23 protein-coding genes and 1 pseudogene are annotated in these 23851 nt (G+C 49.2%); 10 read left to right on the top strand and 14 right to left on the bottom strand.

Annotation, left to right across the window (positions count from 1 at the left end; translation table 11 throughout):
* Window positions 1-78 precede the first annotated feature (78 nt).
* From DSZ37_RS13955 to DSZ37_RS13900, 12 genes and pseudogenes are all read right to left on the bottom strand, one after another.
* Window positions 79-2607, bottom strand: a complete 2529-nt coding sequence (locus DSZ37_RS13955) for an AMP-binding protein (RefSeq protein ID WP_109727503.1) — start codon at window positions 2605-2607, stop codon at window positions 79-81.
* A 66-nt stretch (window positions 2608-2673) separates the two neighbouring features.
* The gene (locus tag DSZ37_RS13950) at window positions 2674-2853 is read right to left on the bottom strand and encodes a hypothetical protein (protein ID WP_109727502.1); all 180 of its coding nucleotides are present in this window, start codon (window positions 2851-2853) and stop codon (window positions 2674-2676) included.
* 11 nt (window positions 2854-2864) lie between these two features.
* Window positions 2865-3626 carry a YdcF family protein gene (locus tag DSZ37_RS13945; protein WP_109727501.1) on the bottom strand — a complete coding sequence of 254 codons (762 nt, stop codon included), beginning with the start codon at window positions 3624-3626 and terminating at the stop codon, window positions 2865-2867.
* Between the two features lie 9 nt (window positions 3627-3635).
* On the bottom strand, window positions 3636-4472 hold the full coding sequence (locus DSZ37_RS13940) for a PHP domain-containing protein (RefSeq protein WP_109727500.1): 837 nt from the start codon (window positions 4470-4472) through the stop codon (window positions 3636-3638).
* 244 nt (window positions 4473-4716) lie between these two features.
* A complete protein-coding gene (gene rsmI, locus DSZ37_RS13935; protein WP_109727499.1) occupies window positions 4717-5541 on the bottom strand; it encodes a 16S rRNA (cytidine(1402)-2'-O)-methyltransferase in 825 nt (274 codons plus the stop codon).
* The gene (locus tag DSZ37_RS13930) at window positions 5538-6260 is read right to left on the bottom strand and encodes a tRNA1(Val) (adenine(37)-N6)-methyltransferase (protein WP_109727498.1); all 723 of its coding nucleotides are present in this window, start codon (window positions 6258-6260) and stop codon (window positions 5538-5540) included. Before DSZ37_RS13930 ends, rsmI begins: the two co-directional genes overlap by 4 nt.
* Window positions 6261-6282: 22 nt before the next feature.
* Window positions 6283-6657 (bottom strand): GNAT family N-acetyltransferase, encoded by a 375-nt coding sequence (locus DSZ37_RS18040; RefSeq protein WP_278298934.1) that lies wholly within the window; start codon window positions 6655-6657, stop codon window positions 6283-6285.
* A gap of 114 nt (window positions 6658-6771) precedes the next feature.
* Window positions 6772-7287 (bottom strand): annotated as a pseudogene (locus tag DSZ37_RS13920) (cysteine hydrolase family protein); the annotation flags it as partial.
* On the bottom strand, window positions 7284-8366 hold the full coding sequence (gene mnmA / locus DSZ37_RS13915; protein ID WP_207655916.1) for a tRNA 2-thiouridine(34) synthase MnmA: 1083 nt from the start codon (window positions 8364-8366) through the stop codon (window positions 7284-7286). The gene mnmA and the pseudogene DSZ37_RS13920, both read right to left, overlap by 4 nt.
* Window positions 8367-8403: 37 nt before the next feature.
* The gene (locus DSZ37_RS13910; protein WP_109727496.1) at window positions 8404-9081 is read right to left on the bottom strand and encodes an HAD family hydrolase; all 678 of its coding nucleotides are present in this window, start codon (window positions 9079-9081) and stop codon (window positions 8404-8406) included.
* The gene (locus DSZ37_RS13905; RefSeq protein WP_109727495.1) at window positions 9053-10174 is read right to left on the bottom strand and encodes a C39 family peptidase; all 1122 of its coding nucleotides are present in this window, start codon (window positions 10172-10174) and stop codon (window positions 9053-9055) included. Before DSZ37_RS13905 ends, DSZ37_RS13910 begins: the two co-directional genes overlap by 29 nt.
* Before the next feature lie 5 nt (window positions 10175-10179).
* The gene (locus DSZ37_RS13900) at window positions 10180-11373 is read right to left on the bottom strand and encodes a tRNA(Met) cytidine acetate ligase (RefSeq protein WP_109727494.1); all 1194 of its coding nucleotides are present in this window, start codon (window positions 11371-11373) and stop codon (window positions 10180-10182) included.
* 239 nt (window positions 11374-11612) lie between these two features.
* Between DSZ37_RS13900 and DSZ37_RS13890 the strand changes: the two genes are divergently transcribed.
* Window positions 11613-12812, top strand: coding sequence for an acetate/propionate family kinase (locus DSZ37_RS13890; protein WP_109727492.1), 1200 nt, complete (start codon window positions 11613-11615; stop codon window positions 12810-12812).
* A 109-nt stretch (window positions 12813-12921) separates the two neighbouring features.
* Here the strand turns inward: DSZ37_RS13890 and DSZ37_RS13885 are convergent, their stop codons facing one another.
* On the bottom strand, window positions 12922-13764 hold the full coding sequence (locus tag DSZ37_RS13885; protein WP_109727491.1) for a DUF3737 family protein: 843 nt from the start codon (window positions 13762-13764) through the stop codon (window positions 12922-12924).
* 298 nt (window positions 13765-14062) lie between these two features.
* Between DSZ37_RS13885 and DSZ37_RS13880 the strand changes: the two genes are divergently transcribed.
* Complete coding sequence (locus DSZ37_RS13880) at window positions 14063-14623, top strand: RNA polymerase sigma factor (RefSeq protein ID WP_109727490.1); 561 nt, start codon at window positions 14063-14065, stop codon at window positions 14621-14623.
* Between the two features lie 12 nt (window positions 14624-14635).
* Window positions 14636-16261: a hypothetical protein gene (locus DSZ37_RS13875; protein WP_109727489.1), complete on the top strand. Its 1626-nt coding sequence runs from the start codon at window positions 14636-14638 to the stop codon at window positions 16259-16261.
* A gap of 122 nt (window positions 16262-16383) precedes the next feature.
* Here DSZ37_RS13875 and DSZ37_RS13870 read toward each other — a convergent pair whose 3' ends face one another.
* Window positions 16384-17187: a helix-turn-helix domain-containing protein gene (locus DSZ37_RS13870; protein ID WP_109727488.1), complete on the bottom strand. Its 804-nt coding sequence runs from the start codon at window positions 17185-17187 to the stop codon at window positions 16384-16386.
* A gap of 267 nt (window positions 17188-17454) precedes the next feature.
* Between DSZ37_RS13870 and DSZ37_RS13865 the strand changes: the two genes are divergently transcribed.
* The 7 genes from DSZ37_RS13865 (at window position 17455) to DSZ37_RS13835 (ending at window position 23807) form a co-directional block, all read left to right on the top strand.
* The gene (locus tag DSZ37_RS13865) at window positions 17455-18297 is read left to right on the top strand and encodes a pyridoxamine kinase (RefSeq protein ID WP_109727487.1); all 843 of its coding nucleotides are present in this window, start codon (window positions 17455-17457) and stop codon (window positions 18295-18297) included.
* Window positions 18297-18692 carry a hypothetical protein gene (locus DSZ37_RS13860; protein ID WP_109727486.1) on the top strand — a complete coding sequence of 132 codons (396 nt, stop codon included), beginning with the start codon at window positions 18297-18299 and terminating at the stop codon, window positions 18690-18692. The genes DSZ37_RS13865 and DSZ37_RS13860 overlap by 1 nt, the downstream gene beginning before the upstream one ends.
* 102 nt (window positions 18693-18794) lie before the next feature.
* Window positions 18795-19568, top strand: coding sequence for an RNA polymerase sporulation sigma factor SigG (gene sigG / locus DSZ37_RS13855; protein ID WP_109727485.1), 774 nt, complete (start codon window positions 18795-18797; stop codon window positions 19566-19568).
* A gap of 111 nt (window positions 19569-19679) precedes the next feature.
* Window positions 19680-20990 carry an extracellular solute-binding protein gene (locus DSZ37_RS13850; RefSeq protein WP_109727484.1) on the top strand — a complete coding sequence of 437 codons (1311 nt, stop codon included), beginning with the start codon at window positions 19680-19682 and terminating at the stop codon, window positions 20988-20990.
* A complete protein-coding gene (locus tag DSZ37_RS13845) occupies window positions 20987-21865 on the top strand; it encodes a carbohydrate ABC transporter permease (protein WP_109727483.1) in 879 nt (292 codons plus the stop codon). The genes DSZ37_RS13850 and DSZ37_RS13845 overlap by 4 nt, the downstream gene beginning before the upstream one ends.
* Window positions 21862-22689 carry a carbohydrate ABC transporter permease gene (locus tag DSZ37_RS13840; protein ID WP_109727482.1) on the top strand — a complete coding sequence of 276 codons (828 nt, stop codon included), beginning with the start codon at window positions 21862-21864 and terminating at the stop codon, window positions 22687-22689. The genes DSZ37_RS13845 and DSZ37_RS13840 overlap by 4 nt, the downstream gene beginning before the upstream one ends.
* Window positions 22686-23807: a glycoside hydrolase family 88/105 protein gene (locus DSZ37_RS13835; RefSeq protein ID WP_109727481.1), complete on the top strand. Its 1122-nt coding sequence runs from the start codon at window positions 22686-22688 to the stop codon at window positions 23805-23807. Before DSZ37_RS13840 ends, DSZ37_RS13835 begins: the two co-directional genes overlap by 4 nt.
* The last annotated feature ends 44 nt before the right edge of the window (window positions 23808-23851 follow it).

The raw sequence follows: 23851 nt of genomic DNA, 5'->3' as shown, positions 1-23851 counted from the left end.
TCCAATTTGTAAGAATTATGCAAAAAGCCGCCTGTCTCCGACTGCTGTGCCGAAGACAAACGGCTTTATAATTTTTAATTATGCGGTAACGATACTGTCAGCCTTGTGGAGCTTCAGCTTCTCGACAGCCTGCTCTCTCATCTTGTACTTGAGTATCTTTCCTGCGGCATTCATGGGGAAGCCGTCAACGAAATCAACGTATCTGGGGCACTTGTGCTTTGCCATTCTTGCAAGGCAGAAGTCCTTGATCTCCTGCTCGGTAGCAGTCTCGCCGTCCTGAAGCACGATACAAGCCATGATCTCCTCGCCGTAGTCCTCATCGGGAACGCCAATTACCTGAACATCCTTTACCTTGGGGTATGTATAGAGGAAGTCCTCTATCTCCTTGGGGTAGATGTTCTCGCCGCCGCGGATTATCATATCCTTGATACGTCCTGTGATCTTGAAATAACCGTCCTCTGAGCGGCGTCTTGCAAGGTCTCCCGTGTGGAGCCAGCCCTCGGAGTCGATGGCTGCTGCCGTAGCCTCGGGCATCTTGTAGTAGCCCTTCATTATATTGTATCCTCTTGCAACGAACTCACCGTCAACGTCATCGGGGAGGACCTCGTTGGTCTCAGGATCAACGATACGGCACTCAACACCGAAGATAGGTCCGCCGACAGTGTTTACACGCTGCTCGATGGAGTCTGTGGTCTTGCTCATGGTAGTAGCGGGAGAAGCCTCGGTCTGACCGTATGTGATACAGATCTCGCTCATATGCATCTTCTCGATAACTTCCTCCATGGTCTTGATGGGACAGGGTGAGCCTGCCATGATACCTGTTCTCATGTGGGAGAAGTCGGTCTTATCGAAGTCCTCATGTCCCAGCATAGCGATGAACATAGTGGGAACGCCGTGGAAGCAGGTTATCTTCTCCTTGTTGATACAAGCCAGTCCCTTTCTTGGAGAAAATCTTGTTATAGGAGACATCGTTGTACCGTGTGTAACGGAAGCTGTCATTGCCAGAACCATGCCGAAGCAGTGGAACATAGGCACCTGTATCATCATGCGGTCTGCTGTGGACAGGTCCATGCAGTCGCCGATAGCCTTACCGTTGTTTACTACATTATAATGTGTAAGCATTACGCCCTTGGGGAAGCCTGTGGTTCCCGAGGTGTACTGCATATTTGCAACATCGTGGATATCAATGGTCTTTCTTACACGCTCTACCTCACTGTAGGGAACGTTCTTGGAAAGCTCAACAGCCTCCTCCCATGTGTAGCAGCCGTTGTTCTTGGAATCAACGGTGATGACGTTCTTGAGGTAAGGAAGTCTTGCGGAGTTGAGCTTACCGGGCTCGCAGGTGTCAAGCTCGGGGCAGAGCTCCTTGATGATATCAACATAGTTGATGTTCTTGATACCGTCGATCATAACGAGTGTCATGGTATCGGACTGTCTCAGCAGATACTCAGCCTCGTGGATACGGTACTCTGTATTCATTGTTACGAGTACAGCGCCTATCTTGGTAGTAGCCCAGAAGGTTATATACCACTGGGGAACATTTGTAGCCCAGATAGCAACGTGGTCGCCCTTCTTTACGCCCATTGCAAGGAGTGAGCGTGCAAAGTTGTCAACGTCGTCGCGGAACTCGGGATATGTTCTTGTGTAGTCCAGCTCAGTATAGCGGAAAGCATACTGATTGGGGAACTGCTCACAGATACGGTCCAGTATGTCGGGGAATGTATAGTTGAGTATCCTCTCCTTGGGCCACGGATACTGACCGTCCCCTCTCATATTGGTCTGGAGGGGGTGCTTGTGTGACTTCTTGTAGGGAGCCATATACTCTGCGAACTGGGGTATAACGATACCTGCGTCGCTGAGGTCTCTTGCCCAGCGCTTTACCCATTCCAGTGAGATATAGCCGTTGTAGTTGATAGTGTCCAGAGCCTCTATCATCTGCTTTACGGGAATATCGCCTGTGCCCATGATGCGGTACTCAACAGTGCCGTCCTCGCGCATAACGCTGTCCTTGACCTGAATATACTTGATGTACTCGCCAAGATTTGCGACAGTTGTCTCGGGAGACTCGTTGTTATAACGGTAGGGGTGGTGCATATCCCAGAGGGCAGCCACCTTTCTGCTCTTTACGCTGTCAAGTATCTTAGCAAGACGTGCCGTATCGGAATATACGCCGTTGGTCTCTACCAGCAGTGTAACATTGTACTCCTCAGCAATTGGAACAAGCTTCTTCAGTGTCTCCACGATATACTCATCATCAACATCGCCTCCGGGTGCAGGCTCAAGATCGCCGAGTATTCTTATGTAAGAAGCACCGAGCTTGCTTGCAAGCTGAGCGTAAGCCTTGATCTCGTCCTCAGCCTCCTGATACTTGTCCTTGAACTTCAGGCAGGCACCCGAAGAAAGACAGGGTATCTCCAGTCCGAGAGAGCGGAGCTTTGCAACTGTATTGGGTAGCTGAGAATCTGTAAAGGGCTGTGCCTTAACGGAAAAAATCTCATTGCCGAGACCTCTTATCTCTATTCCGTCAAATCTGAAGTCCTTAGCCATAGAGTAGATATCAGTCCACGACCATTCAGGACAAGCGAGTGTTGAAAAACCGATCTTCATAATAACCATTCCTTTACATAATAACTTATACTATTAAATAGCAGTCCGGCTGATGCATACAGCCGATTATGTCTCAACTTCAAGCTCACAGGCGGTATACGCCCTTCTGTCGAAACCTGATGATATCATATAAGCCTCTGCCTGCTTCTTGGTGTTGAAGCGCCTTGCAAACAGCTTATTGAACACAAAAAACCGCGGTGAAACCGCATACATTCCGTCGGATATACGCATTATGACCCATTTCACGCAAAAAGCTCCTATCCGAACAGCTTATAGTAAACTATACCGAACCATTCTCTGACTCCATAAGTAGGGAGCAGATACCATGAGGTCTTGCCCGATATGTTGTATGCCTCTATACCGTTTGACTCAGCGATAAGCTCTGCGCGGTACTGATGGAAATTATCAGTCACGAGAGTTATCTTCCCGGGAAGTCCGTTCTCACTGATGACAGCCTTTGAGAAGCGGAGGTTTTCCTCGGTATTCACGGATCTATCCTCCATGAATATCCTGTCGGGAGCTATGCCCCTCGCCACAAGATAATCCTTCATGCACTGAGCTTCGCTGATGGATTCATCACTTCCCTGTCCGCCCGAAACGACGGCGCAGACACTGTCATGCTCCGAAAGATAGCCGTAAGCGGCATCAAGTCTCCTCTTCAGCATAAGGCTTGGAGCACCGTTCTTTACCTTGCAGCCGAGCACTACAACAGTAGTGTTCTCGTCTTCAGGCGGATCGTTCGCTTCCCGTATCATAAAAACGCTGATGACCACAGCCAGAACGATACTGACTGCCGCAGCAATCCCTACAAGAGAAAGAACTATCTTTCCCAGCGGCTTTTCCCAGCATCTTCCCAAAGCTCCCGTGAACTTTCCCCAGAACAGCACTATCAGCATCATTGCAGCGGATAACGCCATCCCGACGCCGTTGCCGAGGTTGATTATCCCCGTAGCGACAGGCGCTGCAAAAAGCAGGAACAGTCCCAGAAAAACTATGAACGGTATGATCTTTAAGCTCATTTTTACCTCTTATTTCATGCTTGCAGCCAGCTTGAGGATCCTGTCAAGGTTTTCCTTTGTGGTAGTCTCGCTGCCAAGATGTGTGGGCACCTTATTATAGAGCCCGTGGAAATCCGAACCGCCTGTCTCGATGAGGCCGTACTTCTGTGCAATGGCTGAAAGCTCCTTGCGGCAGCTTTCGTCGGCAGAGAAATGTCCCACCTCAACGCCGTCGATCTTTCCTTTCTTGGCAAGCTCCTCAAGAAGCTCGATATTATTGTACTGTGCAGGGTGAGCCATGACAGCAACGCCCTTTGCAGTGTGTATCAGGTCAATAACAAAATTTACGTCAGGGTATTCACGCTCAACGTAGCAGGAGCCGTTTTCGGGATTGAACAGCTCACGGTCAAGGTCGCCGTAGAACTCCAGCGCATAGCCGTAGTCTATAAGGGCACGCATGATGTGCTGCTTGAATATGCTCTTTGAAGCCGTTGTGCGTTTCAGTATGCTCTCCTGTGTGATGGGGAACTTCTCCATGACCTTTTCGATCATTTCTCTGGAGCATTCCTTTCTTATCTCGCAGGATTTGAGACAAAGCCCCTCAAGTCTGTTTGGCTTTGACGGAGCGTAGCAAAGTATATGTACCTTGCTGTTTCTTTCCTTATCCCATGCCGAAAGCTCTACGCCGTGGAGTATCTTTACTCCTGCGCGCTCGCCCAATACGTCAGCTCTTGAAAAGGACGCCATCGTATCGTGATCGGTTATCGAAAGCCAGTCGATATTCATGCGTTTCGCCTGAGCAATAACATCTTCGATGCCCAGTGAACCGTCGGAAAGCGTGGTATGACAGTGCAGATCGCAAATCATAAAGAACCTTCTTTCGCCGCAGGTCTTGTATCTGCGGCAGAATTTTTATAATTGTATTGATATAGCGCTTTTTGGGGAACATGGTTTTGCAAATTACTGAAGCAGTAATAATAACGCTAATAATTATATCACAAATTCTTTACAATTTCAAGCTTTTTACACTAATTTTCACTTTTCTATCATTTTTATATTATAAGGTAGGGGCACACAGACTGTGTAATGCACCGCACAGGCAGCCTTTCACTCACTGAAGCTTCGCATAAAGCTCGCTCTTTCTGAAGCCCGTTTCCTTTGCCACAGCCTTGCAGGCTTCTGTGGGCTTTTCTCCCATATCTATGAGCTTCATGACCTGCTCCATAGCCTGTTCGATGGTGATACCGTCCTCTGCATCCTCAGAAGATCCCTCAAGCACGAGAACGAACTCACCCTTCGGCTCGTTAATGTTGTAATATTCAACAGCCTCCGAAAGGGTCAGTCTTATGACCTCCTCATGTATCTTGGTGAGCTCGCGGCAGAGCGCTATCCTGCGGTCGCCGCCGAAAAAACCGTAAAGATCGGCAAGAGTGGTCTTCAGCTTGTGTGGAGCTTCATAGAACACCATGACCGCAGTCTCGCCGCGGAGCTTTTCAAGGCGCTCGGCTCTCTCCTTTTTCGGAACGGGAAGAAAGCCCTCGAACGTAAATCTTCGCGTACTCAGTCCCGACACCGCAACTGCCGAAACTACGGCGCTGGGTCCCGGAACTACCTTTATATCTATCCCTTGCTCGGCGCAGAGCTTCACAAGCACCTCTCCCGGGTCGGATATGCAGGGCATACCAGCGTCGGTGACTATACCGCAGCTCTCCCCTGCAAGAAGCCTGTCGATTATGCGCTGTGCATCGGCTTTGGAGCTGTGCTCATGAAAGCTTATGAGCTGCTTCTTTATGTCGAAGCGGTTCAGCAGCTTCAGTGTAACACGAGTGTCCTCCGCACAGATGAAGTCCACTGCCGCCAGCGTATCAAGCTGACGAAGTGTTATATCCTCAAGGTTTCCGATGGGAGTACCTATAACATAAAATGTTCCGCTCATACCTGCTCCTTTCCTGTGTCGTATATCTTCTGAAGCTCCTCGGAGAAGCCGTTCTCGCTGCGGATGTACAGCTGAGGCTCCACCTTCATGAAAGGCTTTGAGCCTTTTTTGCCCTCGATAAGGAACAGCCACGGAGCTTCCTCAGCGTTTTTCGATACAAAGCGGAGTCTCTTAGGCTCGATGTCGTGGCTCTTCATGGCAAAAATAACGTCGCTGAGCCTTTCGGGGCGGTTGCAGACACATAGTCTTCCGCCGAATTTCAGCAGCTTCTGTGCAGCCGCACAGACGTCATCAATGGTGCATAATATCTCGTGACGGGCTATCTTCTGGGCAGTTATAACGCTCTGGAAGCCCGCATTGTTCACCTTATAGGGCGGATTGCAGGTCACAAGGTCAAGCTGTCCCAGAGGAGCACCCTTCCACAGCTCTTTCAGATCCGCACAGACAGGGACTATCCCAGCAGTCTCGCTCTTTTCAAGCCCCAGTCGGAGCTGCTCTATGGCGCCCTCCTGAATATCCACAGCATAGGTCACCTGCGGCGGCAGCTTCTTCTGCATTATCAGCGGTATTATGCCGCAGCCCGTACCCAGATCGCAGACCTTGTCCTTGGCGCGATACTGTGAGAAGTCAGCCAGCAGAAAAGCGTCAGTGCCGAAGCGGTGATCACTGCTGGCGCAGACGTATATTTTATCGGTTAGCTTTTCGTATTTGTATTCCATAATGCTCCTTTTCGGTAAATGATTATCTTTTCATTTTTACAAGATATTCCGTAGTTCCTTCTTCAAACTTCCTAATGTCTGTAAGATGAAAACCATGTGCTTCATAAAAGCGTACAGCCTCAGTGTTCTTTTCAATTGTCCATAGAAAACTGACAGGATAATTCTCTTTGGCATATTCTATCAGCTCTGCGCCGACTCCCTGCCCTTGGAAGAAATGATCCACATATAATTCAACGATCTCATCTTTCTCAATGCGGATAAGCCCTTTTATAATTCCGTCATCATACAGGAACATATTGTTAAGAAAGCCGTTTTCAAGGTACTTTTCAGCGACAGATAATACTTGCAATTCGCAAAATGAATATGCGTCATCATTAAAAATAGAGCGATACTTCATTCGTTTTGCAAAAACAAGTATCTCCGCAATTCTCGAAACATCTTCTTTTGTCGCTCTTCTGATGATATGTGTCTCAGAGAATTCCGATTTATCCATGTTATTCTGTATAATAACGATTGCTTCCTCAATACCAATGCAATGCGCGTATCTGTTCTTCCAGATAAACACGTTATAGTAGCGGTAGGTCTGCTCCGCGGTCATGTATTCATTATCGGTGGTGGTATTGCAGTATTCGGGAACTATCATCTCAAAGCCGTGCTCGAAGCCGCATTTCACCGTGGCGTCTATGCAGTATTCGGTCTGCAAACCTGTGACTATTAGCCTTCTGACGCCCTTTGAGCGCAGATATTCCGTAAGTCCCGTATCGCGGAAGGGGCTGTTCACAGACTTGTCGAAGACTTTCTCCCCTGCTTCCGGCGCGAAGTCCTCATGTATATCGTAGCCATCATTGCCCTTTGACAGAGGCTGCCCCTCGCCGTCATCGTGGCGGACATATATAACTTCCACACCGTTTTTTCGCGACACTTCAATTAGTTTACAGACGTTTCCGATAAATCTATCATAAGCGTAGAGTTTTTCATTGGTTATAAGCTTCTGCACATCTACCACAAGCAGGACGGTTTCGCTCATTTTATGGTACCTCCTCCCACGACAATATCTCCGTCGTAGAGGACTACCGCCTGACCGCCGGTAACGGCTCTCTGCGGCTCGTCAAACTCCACCATATACTCGCCGTTACCGAGGTATGATACAACAGCAGGCTGGTCCTTCTGGCTGTAACGTGTCTTTGCAGTCACACGCATGGGAGCCTCCAGTTTCTCAACGGATATAAGATTGAAATCGTCGGCGATAAGGCACTTTGTATACAGGTCGGACTCCAGTCCGAGTGTGACTGTATTTGCAGCTATATCCTTCTTCACCACATAGGCAGGGTGTCCGAGAGCGATACCAAGTCCCTTACGCTGACCGATGGTGTAGTTTATGATTCCCTTGTGCTCTCCGAGAACATTGCCCTCCATATCCACAAAGCTTCCGCAGGGCGTTTCACAGCCCGTAAATCGGCGTATGAAGCCTGCATAGTCACCATCGGGAACAAAACAGATATCCTGACTGTCGGGCTTTTTGGAGTTCACCAGTCCGGCAGCTTCAGCAAGCTCCCTGACCTGAGTCTTTTCCAGCTCTCCAAGAGGGAAAAGAGTGTGAGAGAGCTGCTCCTGAGTGAGAGAATACAGCACATAGGTCTGATCCTTGCTGCGATCCTTGGGACGTTTCAGCAAAAAGCGCCCCCTCTCCTCGTCGTACTCGTTCACGGCATAGTGTCCCGTAGCTATATAGTCATAGCCCAGCTCCTGCGCTCTCCTGAGCATTTTGTCGAACTTCACATGGCGGTTACACTCTATGCAGGGGTTGGGAGTCCTGCCGCTTATGTAGCTGTCCGCGAACTGCTGCATGACGTGCTCTCGGAAATTGTCCTTAAAGTTGAACACAAGATGCTCGAAGCCAAGTCTGTACGCAACGCTCCTTGCGTCCTCCACGTCCGACAGCGCACAGCAGGTCTTGCCCTCCTTCTGCGCCTCGGATATATCCTCATCGGAAAAGAGCTTCAGCGTTACGCCCATGACTTCATAACCTCTGTCACGGAGCAGCATCGCCGCTACGGAGCTGTCCACTCCTCCGCTCATTCCTACCATTACCTTTTTCATCTGTATGCTCCTTTGAAAACAGCACGGGCGAACATCGTTCGCCCTAAATTATTTGTATTATCCCGTCCAGAGACTTCACATAGAAGTCAGAAAGCTCCTTTATCCTGCCGCTGTCAGCCTCTGCAACGGAGTCATAAACTCCGCAGACCGTAAAACCTGCTGATTTTGCAGTCTCTATGCAGTGGAGCGAGTCCTCGATAACAAGGGTCTCATCAGGCTGTGCGCCGAGACGCTGAGCTCCTCCGAGAAAAATATCAGGGTAATTCTTTCCTGCGGGGTACTCCCTGTCAGTCAGCAGGAAGCGGAACCTGTCATAAACTCCGCAGCGTTTCAGCGCTGCTTCCGCCAGTCCTTTATAGGTAGCTGTGGCTATACCGTAAGGCACGTTCCTGCTGTCAAGGAAGTCCAGCACCTCCTCAGCGTGGGGCTTCAGGGGTATCTGCTCCTCATAGCGCTGACGAACCATGTCTTCGATCCGCTTTATAACATACTCCTTGGTGCAGTGAAGTCCGAAGCGGTCGATGAAATACTGTGAAGACTCGTCCACAGTCATCTTTTTTACAACGTCCGAGACCTCGGGGGGAGGATCGGAAATGCCGTTTTCTATTAAAAATTCGCGGTCAATGCTGCTCCACACGGTCATGGAGTCAAGCAGTGTACCGTCAAGGTCAAAAATCACGCCTTTTATCAAGTTATCCCTGCTCCTCTTCGCCTTCATCATGTTGTTCCTCAGCAGGAGCAGGCTCTTCAACAGCCTCATTCTCCTCCTGAGCCTGTGCTGCTTCCTCCGCAGCCCTTTGTTTTTCTTCTTCCTCAGCTCTTTTGCGTTCTTCCTCTTCAGCTTTCTTGCGCTCTTCCTCAGCCTTTTTGCGCTCCTCTTCCTCAGCCTTGCGGCGTGCTTCTTCCTCCTCGGCTTTCTTGCGCTCAGCCTTATTGCGGCTCAGTATCGGCGACTGAGGCTTATCGGCAGGCGCCTTGTAGTCTCCCTGAGTTTTGGCGTCTCCGCAGATGACCACAGCCTGTTTGCCCATGACCTCATAGGTCTTTTCAAACTGTTCAATACCGTATTTTACATTTCCGACCAGAGGGTCCGCGATATGGACAACCTTTTCTTCGAGGTCATAGCCGTAAATGGCGACGCAGTGCTGGAAATCATTGAACCACATCTCCTCGCCCTCATTGGTCACCCAGCGCAGGTTGGGAGTAGTTATGATCTGGTTTATGGTGCTCCATATAACTACGGGTCTGCCCTGACTCACCTGATAGTATATCTCCTGCATGGAGCTTCCTGTGATGTCCACAGCGTAGCAGGGAGAGTTCACCGACTCAAAGTAATCGTCGGCAGTCTGCACTATAACGGGAGCAAAGCAGCCGAAGCCCTCATCGGACTTAGGGTCACCAATGTAGGCAGTCTTCATGGTGGTGATACCGTTGTTGTCCATGGGCATGAACTCGTCGGCAAGCGTCACCTTGTCGATGTCAAATCCGAGATACTGGAGTACCTCGCACAGTGCCGTTACCTCACAGCCCGTAGGAAGCTCGGGCTTCTGGAGAACGGTGTTGAAATCAGCTATTGCGTAGCTTTTGGGGATCTCATATCCCTCGGGCATTTTTATGTCAAGAGTAAACTGTTCCGTAACAGGCTCGGCAGCAGGCTCAGACGCCTTAGTGACCTCCACCTTTGAACAGGCATTTGCTGAAGCATGGGGGTCATCGATCTCGGAGTCCATGAGCACTACCATTTTACCGCATGATGTCAGTGAGATCATCGCAGCAGCCGCTGCGGCTGCTTTACGAAGAAAGTCCGCTATCATTTACACTACTCCATATCTATCATTATTTTTGCCCTATAATCCTTCTGGGCGGACGTTACCGTGTCAAGTGCCAGCCCATATATATCCGAAGCTCTTATCTCAAGCTCCGCAAAGCGTTCAGCAGTATCCCCCAGCTGTGACAGCTTTGCGATAGAGGAGCCGAATGGTATCACCGCAGAGCCCTTGGCTCTCGCAAGTATCTCTCTGCCCCGCTCATTGAAGGCGAGTATCCTTCCGTATGGCGGCAGCTGCTCCATATCTGTCTTTGTTATACCTATGAGCAGGGCAAGCATTATTCGCCTTATCCTTGCCATAGTGTATCTTTTCGTCTTTACCGTGAACAGCAGCTCGTCAAGTGAGCCTGCCATCCTCGCGCCGTATATCCTGTGCTCCAGTCCCTGTCCCACGTCGCATATCTGCGCTATCTCCTCAACAGAGCAGGTACGCAGCTTGTAGAGTATGACTCTTTCGAGCCTGCTCATGGACGCTGTCTCGCCGTTTTTTACCGCATTTCTCACAGCAGCAGCCCACTCCTCGGTAGTGAAGCTGTCTATGCTCTCGCCGTTCTCTATCATCTCGCGGAGCATTGATGCACTTGCAAAGCCGTCGGAAGCTTCCGTACCGTCATGTGCAGCCTTTTCACGCATTACCGTGAAAGGCTCCATGGCTGAACCGCTTCTTTTAAGCGCCCTCAGGTACTCGACTGCAAGTGTGTTGTTGGGCTCTGCTATGACAGCAGCCGCCTCGGGATCGTAGCCGTTTACCACGGAATTGAGCGCTCTCGGGTAAGTATATCCCTTTTCCATAATGCTTTTTATCTCATCGGCGTGTGTGAGCGCCGCAAGATCAACTGTCTCCATAGCCTTCAGAAGCTTCTGCGTATCGCCGCATTCGCTGCCGAATGAAAGCTCGTCCACAGCACCCAGACTGTCCAGAAGATGAACAGCACCCGACGCGAAATTCTCCGCCGAGGCAAGACTGTACTGCACAGGCAGCTCAATGACAAGATCAGCTCCCGAACGGACTGCCAGCCTTGCTCTTTCAAGCTTGTCCATAACGGCAGTATCGCCGCGCTGTACAAAATTGCCGCTCATTACCGCAGCAATATGCGTAGCGCCGTTCTCACGGGTCTTTCTGATATGATAAAGATGTCCGTTGTGGAAGGGATTATACTCACAGATAATACCGCTGACTTTCATTTTACTACCTCTTTTCTTTTATTTCAATGATTTTCTGTAAATTTTTCTCAACTTTACATATTATTGCAGGTTTTTGACGCGGTTTTAGGTGTTTTGCAACACTAAAGCACAGCATTTCCGCCCCTTTCACGCAGAAAAATGCCGCTTGCCCCCCGTAAATTTCAAAAAAGGACTTGCAATTTTTCAAAAATAGTATATAATAATATATGCAAAATATTTTTTGAAAGGAAATTACATATATGATCATCTTAGTTGTAAATGCAGGAAGCTCCTCACTGAAGTATCAGCTCATCGACATGAGCGATGAGAGCGTTATCGCTAAGGGCAACTGCGACCGTATCGGTATCGACGGCCATATCAATCACAAGACTGCTGACGGCAGAGTTCTTGACGAGGACTGCTCATTCCCCACACATACAGAGGCTTTCATGAAGCTGGTAGAGTGCCTTACATCAGGCGATGCAAAGGTCATCGACAGCATGGACGCTATCTCTGCTGTTGGTCACAGAATAGTACAGGGCGCTGACGTATTCGACAAGTCCGTTCTCGTTACCGATGAGGTAATCGACAAGATCGACGAGCTCCGCGAGCTTGCTCCCGTACACAACCACGCACACGCACTGGCACTCAGAGCCTGCAAGAGCGTTATCCCCGCAAACGTACCTCAGGTAGTTGTTTTTGATACAGCCTTCCATCAGACAATGCCCCCCAAGGCATTCATGTTCGGTCTTCCCTATGATGATTATGAGAAGCTCCACGTAAGGAAGTACGGCTTCCACGGCACATCACACCGTTTCGTATCCGCTGCTCTCGCAGAGGCTATGGGCAAGGACATCAAGGATCTCAAGATCGTTTCATGTCACCTCGGAAACGGTTCATCGATCACAGCTGTTGACGCAGGCAAGTCCGTAGATACTTCAATGGGCTTCACTCCTCTTGACGGTGTTGTAATGGGTACAAGAACAGGTTCCGTAGACCCCTCTGCTGTAACCTTCGTTGCTGACAAGCACGGCTTCACACCTTCACAGATGAGCGAATATATGAACAAGAAGTCAGGCTTCCTCGGTGTATCAGGCGTTGGTTCAGATAACCGTGACATTCAGGAAGCTGCAAACAACGGAAACAAAAAGGCTCAGCTGGTTTCCGATATGCTGGCTTACGAGATCAAGAAGTACATCGGCTCTTATGCAGCTGCTATGAACGGTCTCGACGCTGTCCTCTTCACAGGCGGTATCGGCGAGAACTCATGGGAAGTAAGAGAGCAGGTTTGTGAGGATATGGATTACTTCGGAATCAAGATCGACAAGGAGCTCAACCGCTCTATCAGAGGCAAGCTCACAAAGATCTCCACACCTGATTCAAAGATCGAGGTATGGATCGTTCCCACAAATGAGGAGCTCCTCATCGCAAGAGATACACTTGCTCTTATTTCCAAGTAATTATAGCATAAATAACTGCTGATTGCAAGGAACAACGCATAAACTTGTTCATTTGCAAGGAAATATGCAAAACAGCCCCGAGGCGTCAAACGCTTCGGGGCTATATTTTTTACTGAGCGCCAACTATGATCTTTGTCCTTGATACGTCTACCTGCTTCTCGTCCATGATGGTCTCTCCTATTGAGTCAGCCTTTATCACGCCGCCGTAAGGGTTCATGATACTGTCGATACCGCCCTTTATATCGGCATTTACAGTAGAATACTCAAAGGCAAGGGTAGTATTCGGAAGCTTGCAGTTCCTGAGTATAAGGTTCTCCGTATAGCACATTCCCTGAAGGCTCTCCACGGTGCAGTTAACAAGGGTGATGTTGCGTGAATTCCAGCAGAAGTACTTTCCTGTGATGACAGAATCATATATGATGACATTCTCACTGTTCCAGAAAGCGTCTCTGCCTGTGATAACAGAATTCTTGACAGTCACATTCCTTACGCCGTCAAAGGAGTAGCCGCCTGTCAGCTTCAGACTGTTGACCTCCATGCCGTCACAGTCCATAGCAAAATAATCACCTTCTGCGGTCACATTGTTCAGACGGATATTCGCACACTTCCAAAGGGTCTCCTGCCCGCCGGGAAAGCTGACATTGTTCATGCTTATTCCGTTTGAGTGACGGAAACACTTAGGTGCTTCTATTACAGTATCTTCTACCTTTACATCTGTGACATACCATATTCCCGCACGGCCGTGCTCCCCTATCCTGCAATTTTTCATCCTGATGTTTTCGCTGTACCATATAGGGTACTTCCACCCGAAGGTACAGTCGGAAAGATCGATAAATCTGCTGTGTTTGAGCGGCGACTCTCCGTCATCGAAGACCGAACCGCTTATTCTGAGTTCGTTGCACTGAAACAGAGCCCTTTCCCCCGTAAAGTGCTCGTTGTGTAATTCCTTCATAATCTCACTCCTCATAGTAGAATATCTACTATTATATCATATAAATTTAAATAAATCAACGTCCGCGGAGAAAAAGTGCTTTTATGTAAAGCATTGCCGCGAAACAGGGGGCGGCGGCTCGCCGCTTATATCATAAAATTACAAAAATAGCAAGTAACGCGGAGATAAAGTTACTCTGCGGCAAAACTCAGCCGTAAAAAGGCATCGGAAGCTCATCTCTGTGCAACACTTTACATTTACTCATCGTATGTGTATAATGAAGACATATATATGTATCTTCCGAAAAGGGGGTGGGATAATGAACGAGAACGACATAAAGAGAATGATGAAAGAGTCGCCCGAGGAAGGTTTCAGGGCACTGTTTGACGAGTACTGGAGCTATGCCTATACCATAGTTTACAGTATTCTCCGCGGAATAGGAAGCCGAAACGATGTTGAGGACTGCACCGCCGAGGTGCTCAGCGATGTCATGATGAAATATGATGTGCTTCGCGATACCTCGCTGAAAGCCTATATCGGCACCTCTGCAAAGCGCCGCGCCATAGACTTCCGACGCTCAATAAATACGCATACCGCTCTCAATATCCCCCTTGAAGCCGAAACAGAATACACTCTCGCCTCGGGAGACGATATTGAGGCGGACACAGAGAGCTCCGATATATCGGCAATTCTCCTGAGTAAGATTGAGGAGCTTGGCGAGCCCGACTCCTCCATAATCATACAGAAGTACTTCTATGACAGAAGCTCATCCGAGACCGCGCGTATCCTCGGCATGAACCCCATAACGGTGAGAAGCAGGCTCCGCAGAGCACTGAAAAAGCTGAAAACCATTCTTACCGATATGGACATCACCCTTTGAAGGAGGGATATTATGAAAAGGAACATTAGCGATATACTGCACAATGCAGACGATAAGACCGTCCGCCGCATTGCAGACAGCTATACTGCCGCCGACAAAAAGACCTCGGAGCGTATCTACCGCAAGGCTCTGAGCCGTATGGATATGGCTGACGATGATGAGGTAAGGGGCACCGATGTAGTACGCCGCTCCCCTGCTCTGCACAGAGTATTCCTTGCTGCCGCCTGTTTACTGGTGGTCTGCGGCGCAGTATTGGGCATTATGAAGATGAAGGCTCCCGACCGCAAGCCTGTTGATGATACTCCCGTTATCATGGCAACAGCCACAACAGTGACCTCTGACATCATCGAAAGCAGTTCTGCTGATACTACACATACCGTCGCTGTGGTAACTGATGAAGCTGCCGTCGAAACTACCGATAATCCAGCTCACCAGCCTGTTACAAGCGGCAAAACCGCTGTTAGCACGGACAATAGCGAAAATGCTGTCCATGAGACTACCCGCCCTGCCGCAGGTACAACAGTACGAAGGATCACCGACAGAGCAGCTGCCAAAACTACTGCCAAGACCGCAGCGAAAACGACTGACAAAACAGGCACAAAAACTACGACTACGGCGGCTGCAACCACAACTCAGGTAAAGCCTATGTCAAAAAATCTCACATTGAAGGACGTTATTGAGCTCTCAAAGAAAAAAGACGCTCTCACATGGTCCGATTTTACCGGATATATCTATCAGGATATAGGCTCAGGTCTTTATATCTGGGAGTTCAGGATCAATGAGGGCAGCGGATATACTGTCTGGGTAGGCGGAGTGCCGCCCGAGAAACCGCTCTATATCAGGCTGCTCCGCGGTATCAATAAAAAGGAATATCCTGCCACGGAAGGCATAGATACCAAGAACGGCATAGATATAAGATATGACGATGTTCAGAGCTTTATAAATGAGACTCAGCCCGAGAGAGAATACGAGGGTATCATTTACCTTGATGACGTCCTGAAGCTTGCTAAAAAGGGCTCTGCTCTGAGAATAGGCGACTTCCGTGAGTTCAGCAACTACTACAATTATTTCGATCCCACACGGAACATGAAGTTTATCGTCATCGACAGAAGCAACTGGTATCTGACCGTAAAGAAGTCCGAAAGCTCCGATGCACTTGCCGTCTGCACACTGTCAGACCAAACTGGCGGACACAGCATAGATATGACAAGAAATTCCTATGAAGATGTTCTCGAAGCTGTAAACGAATGGACTTTCAAAGAGGCTATCCTCAGCGCTCCCGTTGCAGGCTCGCTGACTATGGACGATGTGATACGTCTTCACAATGAAAAAGGACAGCAGCTGAGTCCCGAGGACTTTGCTCCTTATACCTATGAAGATTACTCTTTTAACGGCGACCTTATCATAAAGTTCAGGGTAACAGACGGCGAAAACTGGAAGCTTCCGAAAAACGAAGAAGTATATCTTACGCTGCTGCTTGGCTACGGCAGACCACTGTTATCGGCTACTCTCCATAATGCCGATCTCTCAAAGTGCACCGACATGATCAATCCCCTGCCTTACAGCGGCGGCGGAACTGCTACGCAGATTGATCTGGAAATGACGCTTAACTCAAAAAAACCATGGTTCTGTGAATAATAAGAAACTCCGCGAAGACAAATACCCATATATAAGTTTTGCCCCTAAGCGTTTCAAAGCGCTTAGGGGCATTGAATTTTATACGGCTGCTACGATAAATCGGAATTTATCGGAGCTTTTGCTTATATTGCCTCCTGTTCCTGATATTCCCTGCGGAATTCGGTGGGAGTCATGCCCAGTCCGTTCTTGAACTGTCTGTTGAAGTAAGAGGCATTGGGATAGCCTACCAGCTCGGCTACCTTGTTGATGGAGTATTCCGACTTTTTCAGGAGCTCAGCCGCCTTGTCCAGACGGCTGGTGATTATATCCTTGGATATGCTTATCCCGAAGGTCTCGGTGTAGAGATGCTGGAGCCTTGAACGGCTCAGTGACACGTCTGCTGCCATTTCGTCTACAGTCCATGTTTTGGAGGGCCAGCGGTAAATGCTCTCGCGGAGCCACATGAGCTTCTCTATGTAAAGCCCCTCGTGAACTGCGCTTATCTTCTTCATGCTGAGAACGCTCTCGTTGACCTTGCTGAGAAGCAGGCGGAAATAGAGGTCCACAGACTCAAGCCTGTTCTTGTTGGCAGAATAGTACTCAAGGCACATACTGCGAAGAAGTGATGTTATTCCTGTGAGCTCGGCTGCGGGTATTACCTTGTTCAGCGGTATCTTCATGTCGGTGATACGCTTCATATCCTCATCATCGGGAGTAAAGAAAACGCTGTCTTCCTTAAAGTCGTCCGCATCGCAGCGATAGCTGAATGGCTGTTCGGGAGTCAGCAGGATAAAAGAGTTATCGGGTGAAGGTATCTCCCTGCCGCCGATAGTAAAAACTGCCCTTGCCTTCAGTGCAAGGAACACCCATACTCCTGCGCCCATGGGACGCTCTACTACAAAATTTCTGGTTCTTTCATGATCGAGGGTTATACTTTCTATCCTCATACACCATTCCCCTTTATAACTGTTTTTCGCCGAGTGATAAGGAGTTTACCACCAATTTGATTTTATCATATGAGGGGAAACAGTGTCAAACCCGCAATGGTACTATCATGTCATTTAAAACAAAATCATGACATAATACTTCGCAGAATGGTTCTTTTATAAAGTGTATACAGCATGATATTGTCAGTATTGCGCGGCATATTGACAAAGGAACATCTTTGTTGTATAATCATAAATTGATAACGCTATTTTGAAAGAAAGATGATTATGAAGAAGATCGTATCCATACAGGACATCTCATGCTTCGGAAAGTGCTCACTGACAGTTGCCCTGCCGATCATTTCGGCTATGGGCATAGAGACCGCAGTCATTCCCACGGCTGTGCTTTCCACACATACGGGCGAGGGCTTCAGCGGCTATACATTCCGCGACCTCACCAGCGATATCCCTGCCATAGCTTCACACTGGAAGACCATGGATCTGCACTTTGATGCTCTGTACACAGGATATCTGGGCTCCATGGAACAGGTGGATATAGTTTCCGACTTTTTTGATGATTTCGGAACAGATGATAATTATATAATAGTAGACCCGGTTCTCGGCGACGCAGGCAAGCTCTATGCAGGCTTTACGGACGAGTTCGTGGAGAAGATGAAGAAGCTCTGTGCAAAGGCTGACTTTATTATCCCAAACATGACCGAGACCGCTTTTCTCCTCGGTATCCCCTACACCGAGGACTATGATGAGAACTACGTCAAAGACGCGCTCCGCAGACTGGCTGAACTGGGCTGCAAGACCCCCGTTATAACAGGAGTTCACTACGATGACAAGCTGCAGGGAGCAGCTGCCTACGACAGTGAGTCCGACAGATACTACTTCTCATTCGGAAGGAATGTTAATTCACGCTTTCACGGCACGGGAGATATTTTCTCCAGCGTGTTCTCCGGAGCCTGTACACTTGGCAAGGACATACAGCAGTGCCTTGATATATCCGTGAAGTTCACTCTCGACTGTATCGAAGCTACCATTCCACACATGGAAGAAACATGGTACGGGAGCTGCTTTGAGCTATGCCTCGGCAAGCTCATCGACTATGTAAAGGAGCAGTAATGACTGATATCATCAGAAAGACAGCTGTCTTTATAAGGGCAAACGCCGACTCCGCGGAAAGCCGTCATGCCGCTGACGCACTTGCGGATATGATAGACGGCAGGATATCGGCAGATGAAGCTCTTGCCATTCTTTCAGACAGTCTGGGCTGTGAGCTGCAAATAAAGAGCCCTGTTCCCAACGCTGCAACGGCTTTTGTGGTATTCTCCTCAAGAGAACTTCGCAGGACCCTCGATGGCGGCGACACTGCACTTGCCTGTGATATCGCGGATGTGCTTCAGGCTCTGCCCGAGAATATGTATCTCAGCGACAAAAAAGCTGTTTCAGCTTTCAATAAGACCTATATCCGCAAATTCAATAAGAAGCATATGTCCCGTTTACCCGAGATAGTTTAAGGAGCAGTTCACACTGCTCCTTTTTTGTGCCATTATTTCCCTGTGATTACAAGACCGCATACGGGCAATAATATCCTCGTAATACCTTACGGAGGGATAGTAATGGCATATAATAAAGTAGTCATCGCAGGGATAAACACTTCCGAGCTGACCGTACTCAAAGAGGACGAGAAGATCAAGCTGCTGAAAGAAATACGCGAAACGGGCAGCAAAGACGCAAGAGACAGGCTCATAAAGGGGAATCTGCGCCTTGTGCTCAGCGTTATACAGCGCTTTACGGGACGGGGCGAGGATATAGACGACCTGTTTCAGATAGGCGTTATAGGTCTCATGAAGGCGATCGACAATTTCGACCTTACCAAGGAGGTACGCTTCTCCACATACTGCGTCCCAATGATAAGCGGCGAGCTGAGAAGGTATCTCCGCGACAGCAGCCATGTAAAGGTGAGCCGTTCCCTCCGTGACCTTGCATACAAGGCACTTCAGTCAAAGGAGCGCCTTACCTCGAACCTTCAGCGCGAGCCTACCATGGACGAGATAGCCGCTGATATAGGCGAAAAGCGCTCAGATGTGGTCATTGCCCTTGAGAGCATCAGCGATCCCGTTTCGCTGTATGAGCCTGTGTACTCCGACTCAGAGGACAATCTCTATATCATGGACCAGATAAGCGATATGAACGATGTGGAGAGCCGTATGGACGAGCTCACTATCCGCGACGCCATCCGCGGACTCGGACAACGTGAGCAGAATATCCTCTATCTGCGGTTTTTCCGCGGCAAGACACAGATGGAGGTTGCAGGAGAGATCGGCATATCTCAGGCGCAGGTGTCAAGACTTGAAAAGAGCGCGATAAACCGCATCAAAAACAGTATATGAAAAATATTCTCCTCAGGAAGCATTTTTGTGAGTTTTTGCTATTTTTGTATTGATTTTACTTCTATAATGATGTATAATTACATTATATCATTATATCAGGGATCTGAGAGTATGAAAAAGATTTTTTTTAAAGCCGCAGCTCTTTGCTGCGCACTTTCACTCTCTGCCTGTGCAAGCAAAAAAGCTGTTTCTGTAACGCCCCCCGATGGGAGCCTTGACAAGTGCGAGCTGCGCTTTTCATGGTGGGGCGGCGACGACAGACACGAAGCGACTCTGAAAGCCATAGATCTGTGGAGCAAAAAGCACCCCGATATCACCGTCACCCCCGAATACGGAGGCTGGGACGGCTGGACGGAAAAGGTCACTGCACAGATGAACAGCGGTACAGAGCCCGATATCATGCAGATAAACTATGACTGGCTCATATCCATGTCCCCTGACTGCAAGGGCTTCTACGACCTTGACTCACTGGGCGGCACTCTCGATCTTTCGGGATTTGACGAGGAAACACTATCCTTCGGACGGGTAGACGGTAAACTCAATGCCGTTACGGTATCCCTCAGCGGACGCGGACTGTTCTACAATTCACAGGCTTACAACGCCATCGGTGCTGCTTATCCACAGACATGGTCGGATCTCATTGCTCTGGGAAAAAGCTTCAGCAGCGAGGACGCCTACCCTATGGATCTGGATATACAGTCGGGCGGCACAGCGTGGTATCTTGCAGTCGTGTACATACAGCAGAAAACAGGCAGACAGTTCATAACCCTTGACGGCGAGCTGGGCTTTACCGAGGAGGATATCCGCGAAGCCCTTGATTTCTACAAGCTCCTTGAGGATAACCATGTCATCAGGACGGTAAAGACCCGTACAGACGAGGACGGCAATGCCGCGCTCTATCAGTCCCCCGAGTTTATCGGCGGCAATGTGGCAGGTGTTCTGGAATGGGGCAGCGCTGTGGGCAAGTATGAAGCGGTTCTTCCAAAGGGAGTCCTCGAATCAGGACCACTCCTTGCAGACGAAAGCGGAAACAACAGCGGCTGGATGATAAAGCCTTCGCTGCTCTATGCAGTTTCAGGACACACAAAACATCCCGATGAGGCTGCTGCCTTTGTCGACTTTCTCCTCAACGATGAGGAATGTGCGGAGATACTGGGAACTACCCGCGGTATCCCTGCGTCACGGAAAGCTCGCAATGCTCTTGAACAAAGCGGCTCGCTTACGGGACTTTCCAAGGAATGTGAGGATATGCTGACCGAGGCTGATACCATCACCATCAGCCCGTATATGGAGCTGACGCGCATGAAGTCATTTTACAACGCAGCTATCGAATCCGTTTCCTACGGCACAGCTGATACCAAGACCGCCGCAGAGCAGATGTACCGCTCTGTCAAAGAATATCTGGAGAAGATAAAAAAATGAAGACCCGAACCTACCGAAATCCCACAGGTGTCAGCAGATATACGGGACTGCTCCTTATATCGCCTTTTATCATAGGCGCACTGCTGCTGATAGTCTATCCGTTCGTATCATCCTTTATAACAGGACTCACCGACGGAAACAGCTTTGTCGGCTTTGAAAACTACAAGCATATCCTGTCAGACGGACAGATACGGAACTCCGCCGCAGTCACGCTGAAGTATGCCCTCATACTTGTGCCGCTGAAGCTGACAGTCTCGCTGGCTGTTGCTCTGCTCCTCAATATGGAGCTGAGGGGGATCGGTATATTCCGCACAGCTTTCTACATACCATCTATACTGGGAGCTAATCTCGCTGTCATCATCATGTGGCAGTATCTTTTCACCTCGGAAGGGCTGGTCAATCAGCTCCTCGGAGCAGTCGGAATTTCTCCCGTAAGCTGGTACGGAGACCCGAACGCAGCGCTTTTTATGATAGTGCTGCTGAGGCTCTGGGAGTTCGGCTCAACTATGATAATTTTCCTTGCAGCGCTCCGCGATATCCCCAAAGAGCTGTACGAAGCCGCAAGGGTAGACGGCTGCGGACGGGCAAGGGCGTTTTTCTCCATTACTCTGCCACAGATAAAGAACGTTATCTTCATAAATCTGGTCCTCCAGACCATTGCTGCCATGCAGGAGTTCAACGCTCCGTACATACTGACCGGCGGAGGTCCCCTGGGAAAGACACGGACTATCGGTATGTCCATATATGAGGAGATGTTCACCTACGGCGACGCAGGTACGGCAAATGCGCTGTCATGGCTGCTGTTCGTGCTTATCGCCCTTATTGTATTTATAATGTACAGGGTAACGGGAACGCTGAGGAGGGACGGTCGATGAAAAAGCTCCTTCTCTATCTGCTCCTCACGGCTGTCGCTGTGCTTATGCTCTATCCCATGCTGTGGCTGCTGGGAGCTTCTTTCAAGACCAACGACGAGATATTCACCTCAGCTTGGTTCATGCCGAAAGGTCTCGACCTGTCAGTTTATAAAAGAGCATGGCAGACCGTGACGCCATACACTATGGGGCGCTATTTCCTGAACACATTCATGATAATAGTGCCTAAGACCGTATTTGCGGTACTGTCATCGGTCCTGGTGGCATACGGCTTTGCAAGATTTGATTTCCCGCTGAAAAAACTGTTCTACGGACTGCTCATCTGCGGAATGTTCATGCCTGCCATCGTTACAATTATGCCGATGTACAGCTTCTGGAGCAAACTCAGTCTGCTGGACACATATATCCCGCTCACTCTGCCTGCGCTCTTTGCAGGCGAGGGTATGTTCGTATTCATACTCATTCAGTTTTTCAAGGGGATACCGCGGGAATTTGACGAAGCTGCAAGGATAGACGGCTGCGGCACGCTGAAAACACTGTTTCTCGTGCTTGTGCCGTGCATAAAGCCTGCGGTGATCTCAATAGCGGTATTCACCTTCCTCTGGACCATGAACGATTTTCTCGGTCCCCTTATAATGATACAGTCGGTGGAGAAATATCCCCTGTCGCTGGCTTTGAGACTTTCAGTTGACAGCACGGGTCAGGGTTATGAGCTTCGCACCGTTATAGCTATGTCCGTCATCGGACTTATCCCCTCCGTGGCTGTATTTGCACTCGCACAGAAAAAATTTGTCAGCGGTATAACCGCAGGAGGTCTGTCAGGATGACAAAAGCAGACAACATCATTTCAAAATATATAGACTCGTTTATACTGCCGTCTCCTCCGCTTAGCCCTTTGTGGAACCAGGAGAGCATTCTCTACGGTAAGCCGCCTAAGTGGAACTATATCGACAACTGCATGATAACCGCCCTGCTTATGCTTTATGACGTAAGCGGCGACAAAAGGCTGCTTGATTACTCCGTAAAATTTATAGACACATACGTCACCGAGGACGGCACTATCCCCACCATGAACTTCGCCGACTACAATCTCGATAACATAAACGGCGGCAAGAACCTGTTCCGACTCTGGAAGCTCACAGGCGATGAGCGCTGCCGTCTTGGGTTTGAAAAGCTGTGGTATGAACAGATAGTGCGCCATCCGCGCCTTTCCTGCGGAAGCTTCTGGCACAAGGCTGTATATCAGGACCAGATCTGGCTGGACGGTGCATACATGGTGCTGCCTTTCATGGCTGAGTACGCCAAGCTGCACGATATGCGCGGTGTCACCGAGGACGTTCAGCGTCAGTTCACAGATATCAGAAAGATAATGCGCGATCCCGTTACGGGACTGTATTATCACGGCTATGACGACACCAATACCATGTGCTGGGCAGATAAGATAACAGGGCTGTCCCCCGAATTCTGGCTCCGCTCAAACGGCTGGCTCTGCGCCGCCCTTGCTGACACCTGCGAAATAGCATCTGACAGCTCCGCTCTGAGGCAGCAGCTTGCTTCGCTTCTTCATGATATGTGCAGCTTCTGCACCGATGACGGTATGCTGCTCCAGCTCCCCGCAAGAGCAGAGCTTGAGGGAAACTATCCCGAGACCAGCGGCACCCTCCTGTTTGCCTACTCTGCCCTCAAAGCTGCAAGGCTTGGCATTTGCGGTGATGACATACGCACAGCAGGCAAAAAAGCCTTTAACACCGTCACCGAAAAGTACATCGACAACAGCGGTGATATCCCGTTGCTGAAGAATATCTGCCTTATGGGAGGTCTCGGCGGCGATGCATGCCGTGACGGCTCCGCAGAGTATTATCTCAGCGAAAAAGTCGTGGAAAATGACGGGAAAGGCATAGCTCCCTATATAATGGCATATACAGAGCTCAAAAAGATACAGTAATTATACTTTAAGACTAAAAATTTTGTCGCTTTTTTGACAAACAT

It is taken from the genome of Ruminococcus flavefaciens (assembly GCF_900116855.1).
Lineage (GTDB): Bacteria > Bacillota > Clostridia > Oscillospirales > Ruminococcaceae > Ruminococcus > Ruminococcus flavefaciens_R.
This window is presented reverse-complemented; position numbering and strand designations above follow the sequence as displayed.

Excerpts from the sequence above, each read along its gene's own strand:
- DSZ37_RS13955 (WP_109727503.1), bottom strand. The coding sequence starts at position 2,607 with ATGAAGATCGGTTTTTCAACACTCGCTTGTCCTGAATGGTCGTGGACT.
- DSZ37_RS13945 (WP_109727501.1), bottom strand. The coding sequence starts at position 3,626 with ATGAGCTTAAAGATCATACCGTTCATAGTTTTTCTGGGACTGTTCCTG.
- DSZ37_RS13940 (WP_109727500.1), bottom strand. The coding sequence starts at position 4,472 with ATGATTTGCGATCTGCACTGTCATACCACGCTTTCCGACGGTTCACTG.
- rsmI (WP_109727499.1), bottom strand. The coding sequence starts at position 5,541 with ATGAGCGGAACATTTTATGTTATAGGTACTCCCATCGGAAACCTTGAG.
- DSZ37_RS13930 (WP_109727498.1), bottom strand. The coding sequence starts at position 6,260 with ATGGAATACAAATACGAAAAGCTAACCGATAAAATATACGTCTGCGCC.
- DSZ37_RS18040 (WP_278298934.1), bottom strand. The coding sequence starts at position 6,657 with ATGAAGTATCGCTCTATTTTTAATGATGACGCATATTCATTTTGCGAA.
- DSZ37_RS13910 (WP_109727496.1), bottom strand. The coding sequence starts at position 9,081 with ATGATGAAGGCGAAGAGGAGCAGGGATAACTTGATAAAAGGCGTGATT.
- DSZ37_RS13905 (WP_109727495.1), bottom strand. The coding sequence starts at position 10,174 with ATGATAGCGGACTTTCTTCGTAAAGCAGCCGCAGCGGCTGCTGCGATG.
- DSZ37_RS13900 (WP_109727494.1), bottom strand. The coding sequence starts at position 11,373 with ATGAAAGTCAGCGGTATTATCTGTGAGTATAATCCCTTCCACAACGGA.
- DSZ37_RS13890 (WP_109727492.1), top strand. The coding sequence starts at position 11,613 with ATGATCATCTTAGTTGTAAATGCAGGAAGCTCCTCACTGAAGTATCAG.
- DSZ37_RS13885 (WP_109727491.1), bottom strand. The coding sequence starts at position 13,764 with ATGAAGGAATTACACAACGAGCACTTTACGGGGGAAAGGGCTCTGTTT.
- DSZ37_RS13880 (WP_109727490.1), top strand. The coding sequence starts at position 14,063 with ATGAACGAGAACGACATAAAGAGAATGATGAAAGAGTCGCCCGAGGAA.
- DSZ37_RS13875 (WP_109727489.1), top strand. The coding sequence starts at position 14,636 with ATGAAAAGGAACATTAGCGATATACTGCACAATGCAGACGATAAGACC.
- DSZ37_RS13870 (WP_109727488.1), bottom strand. The coding sequence starts at position 17,187 with ATGAGGATAGAAAGTATAACCCTCGATCATGAAAGAACCAGAAATTTT.
- DSZ37_RS13865 (WP_109727487.1), top strand. The coding sequence starts at position 17,455 with ATGAAGAAGATCGTATCCATACAGGACATCTCATGCTTCGGAAAGTGC.
- DSZ37_RS13860 (WP_109727486.1), top strand. The coding sequence starts at position 18,297 with ATGACTGATATCATCAGAAAGACAGCTGTCTTTATAAGGGCAAACGCC.
- sigG (WP_109727485.1), top strand. The coding sequence starts at position 18,795 with ATGGCATATAATAAAGTAGTCATCGCAGGGATAAACACTTCCGAGCTG.
- DSZ37_RS13850 (WP_109727484.1), top strand. The coding sequence starts at position 19,680 with ATGAAAAAGATTTTTTTTAAAGCCGCAGCTCTTTGCTGCGCACTTTCA.
- DSZ37_RS13845 (WP_109727483.1), top strand. The coding sequence starts at position 20,987 with ATGAAGACCCGAACCTACCGAAATCCCACAGGTGTCAGCAGATATACG.
- DSZ37_RS13840 (WP_109727482.1), top strand. The coding sequence starts at position 21,862 with ATGAAAAAGCTCCTTCTCTATCTGCTCCTCACGGCTGTCGCTGTGCTT.
- DSZ37_RS13835 (WP_109727481.1), top strand. The coding sequence starts at position 22,686 with ATGACAAAAGCAGACAACATCATTTCAAAATATATAGACTCGTTTATA.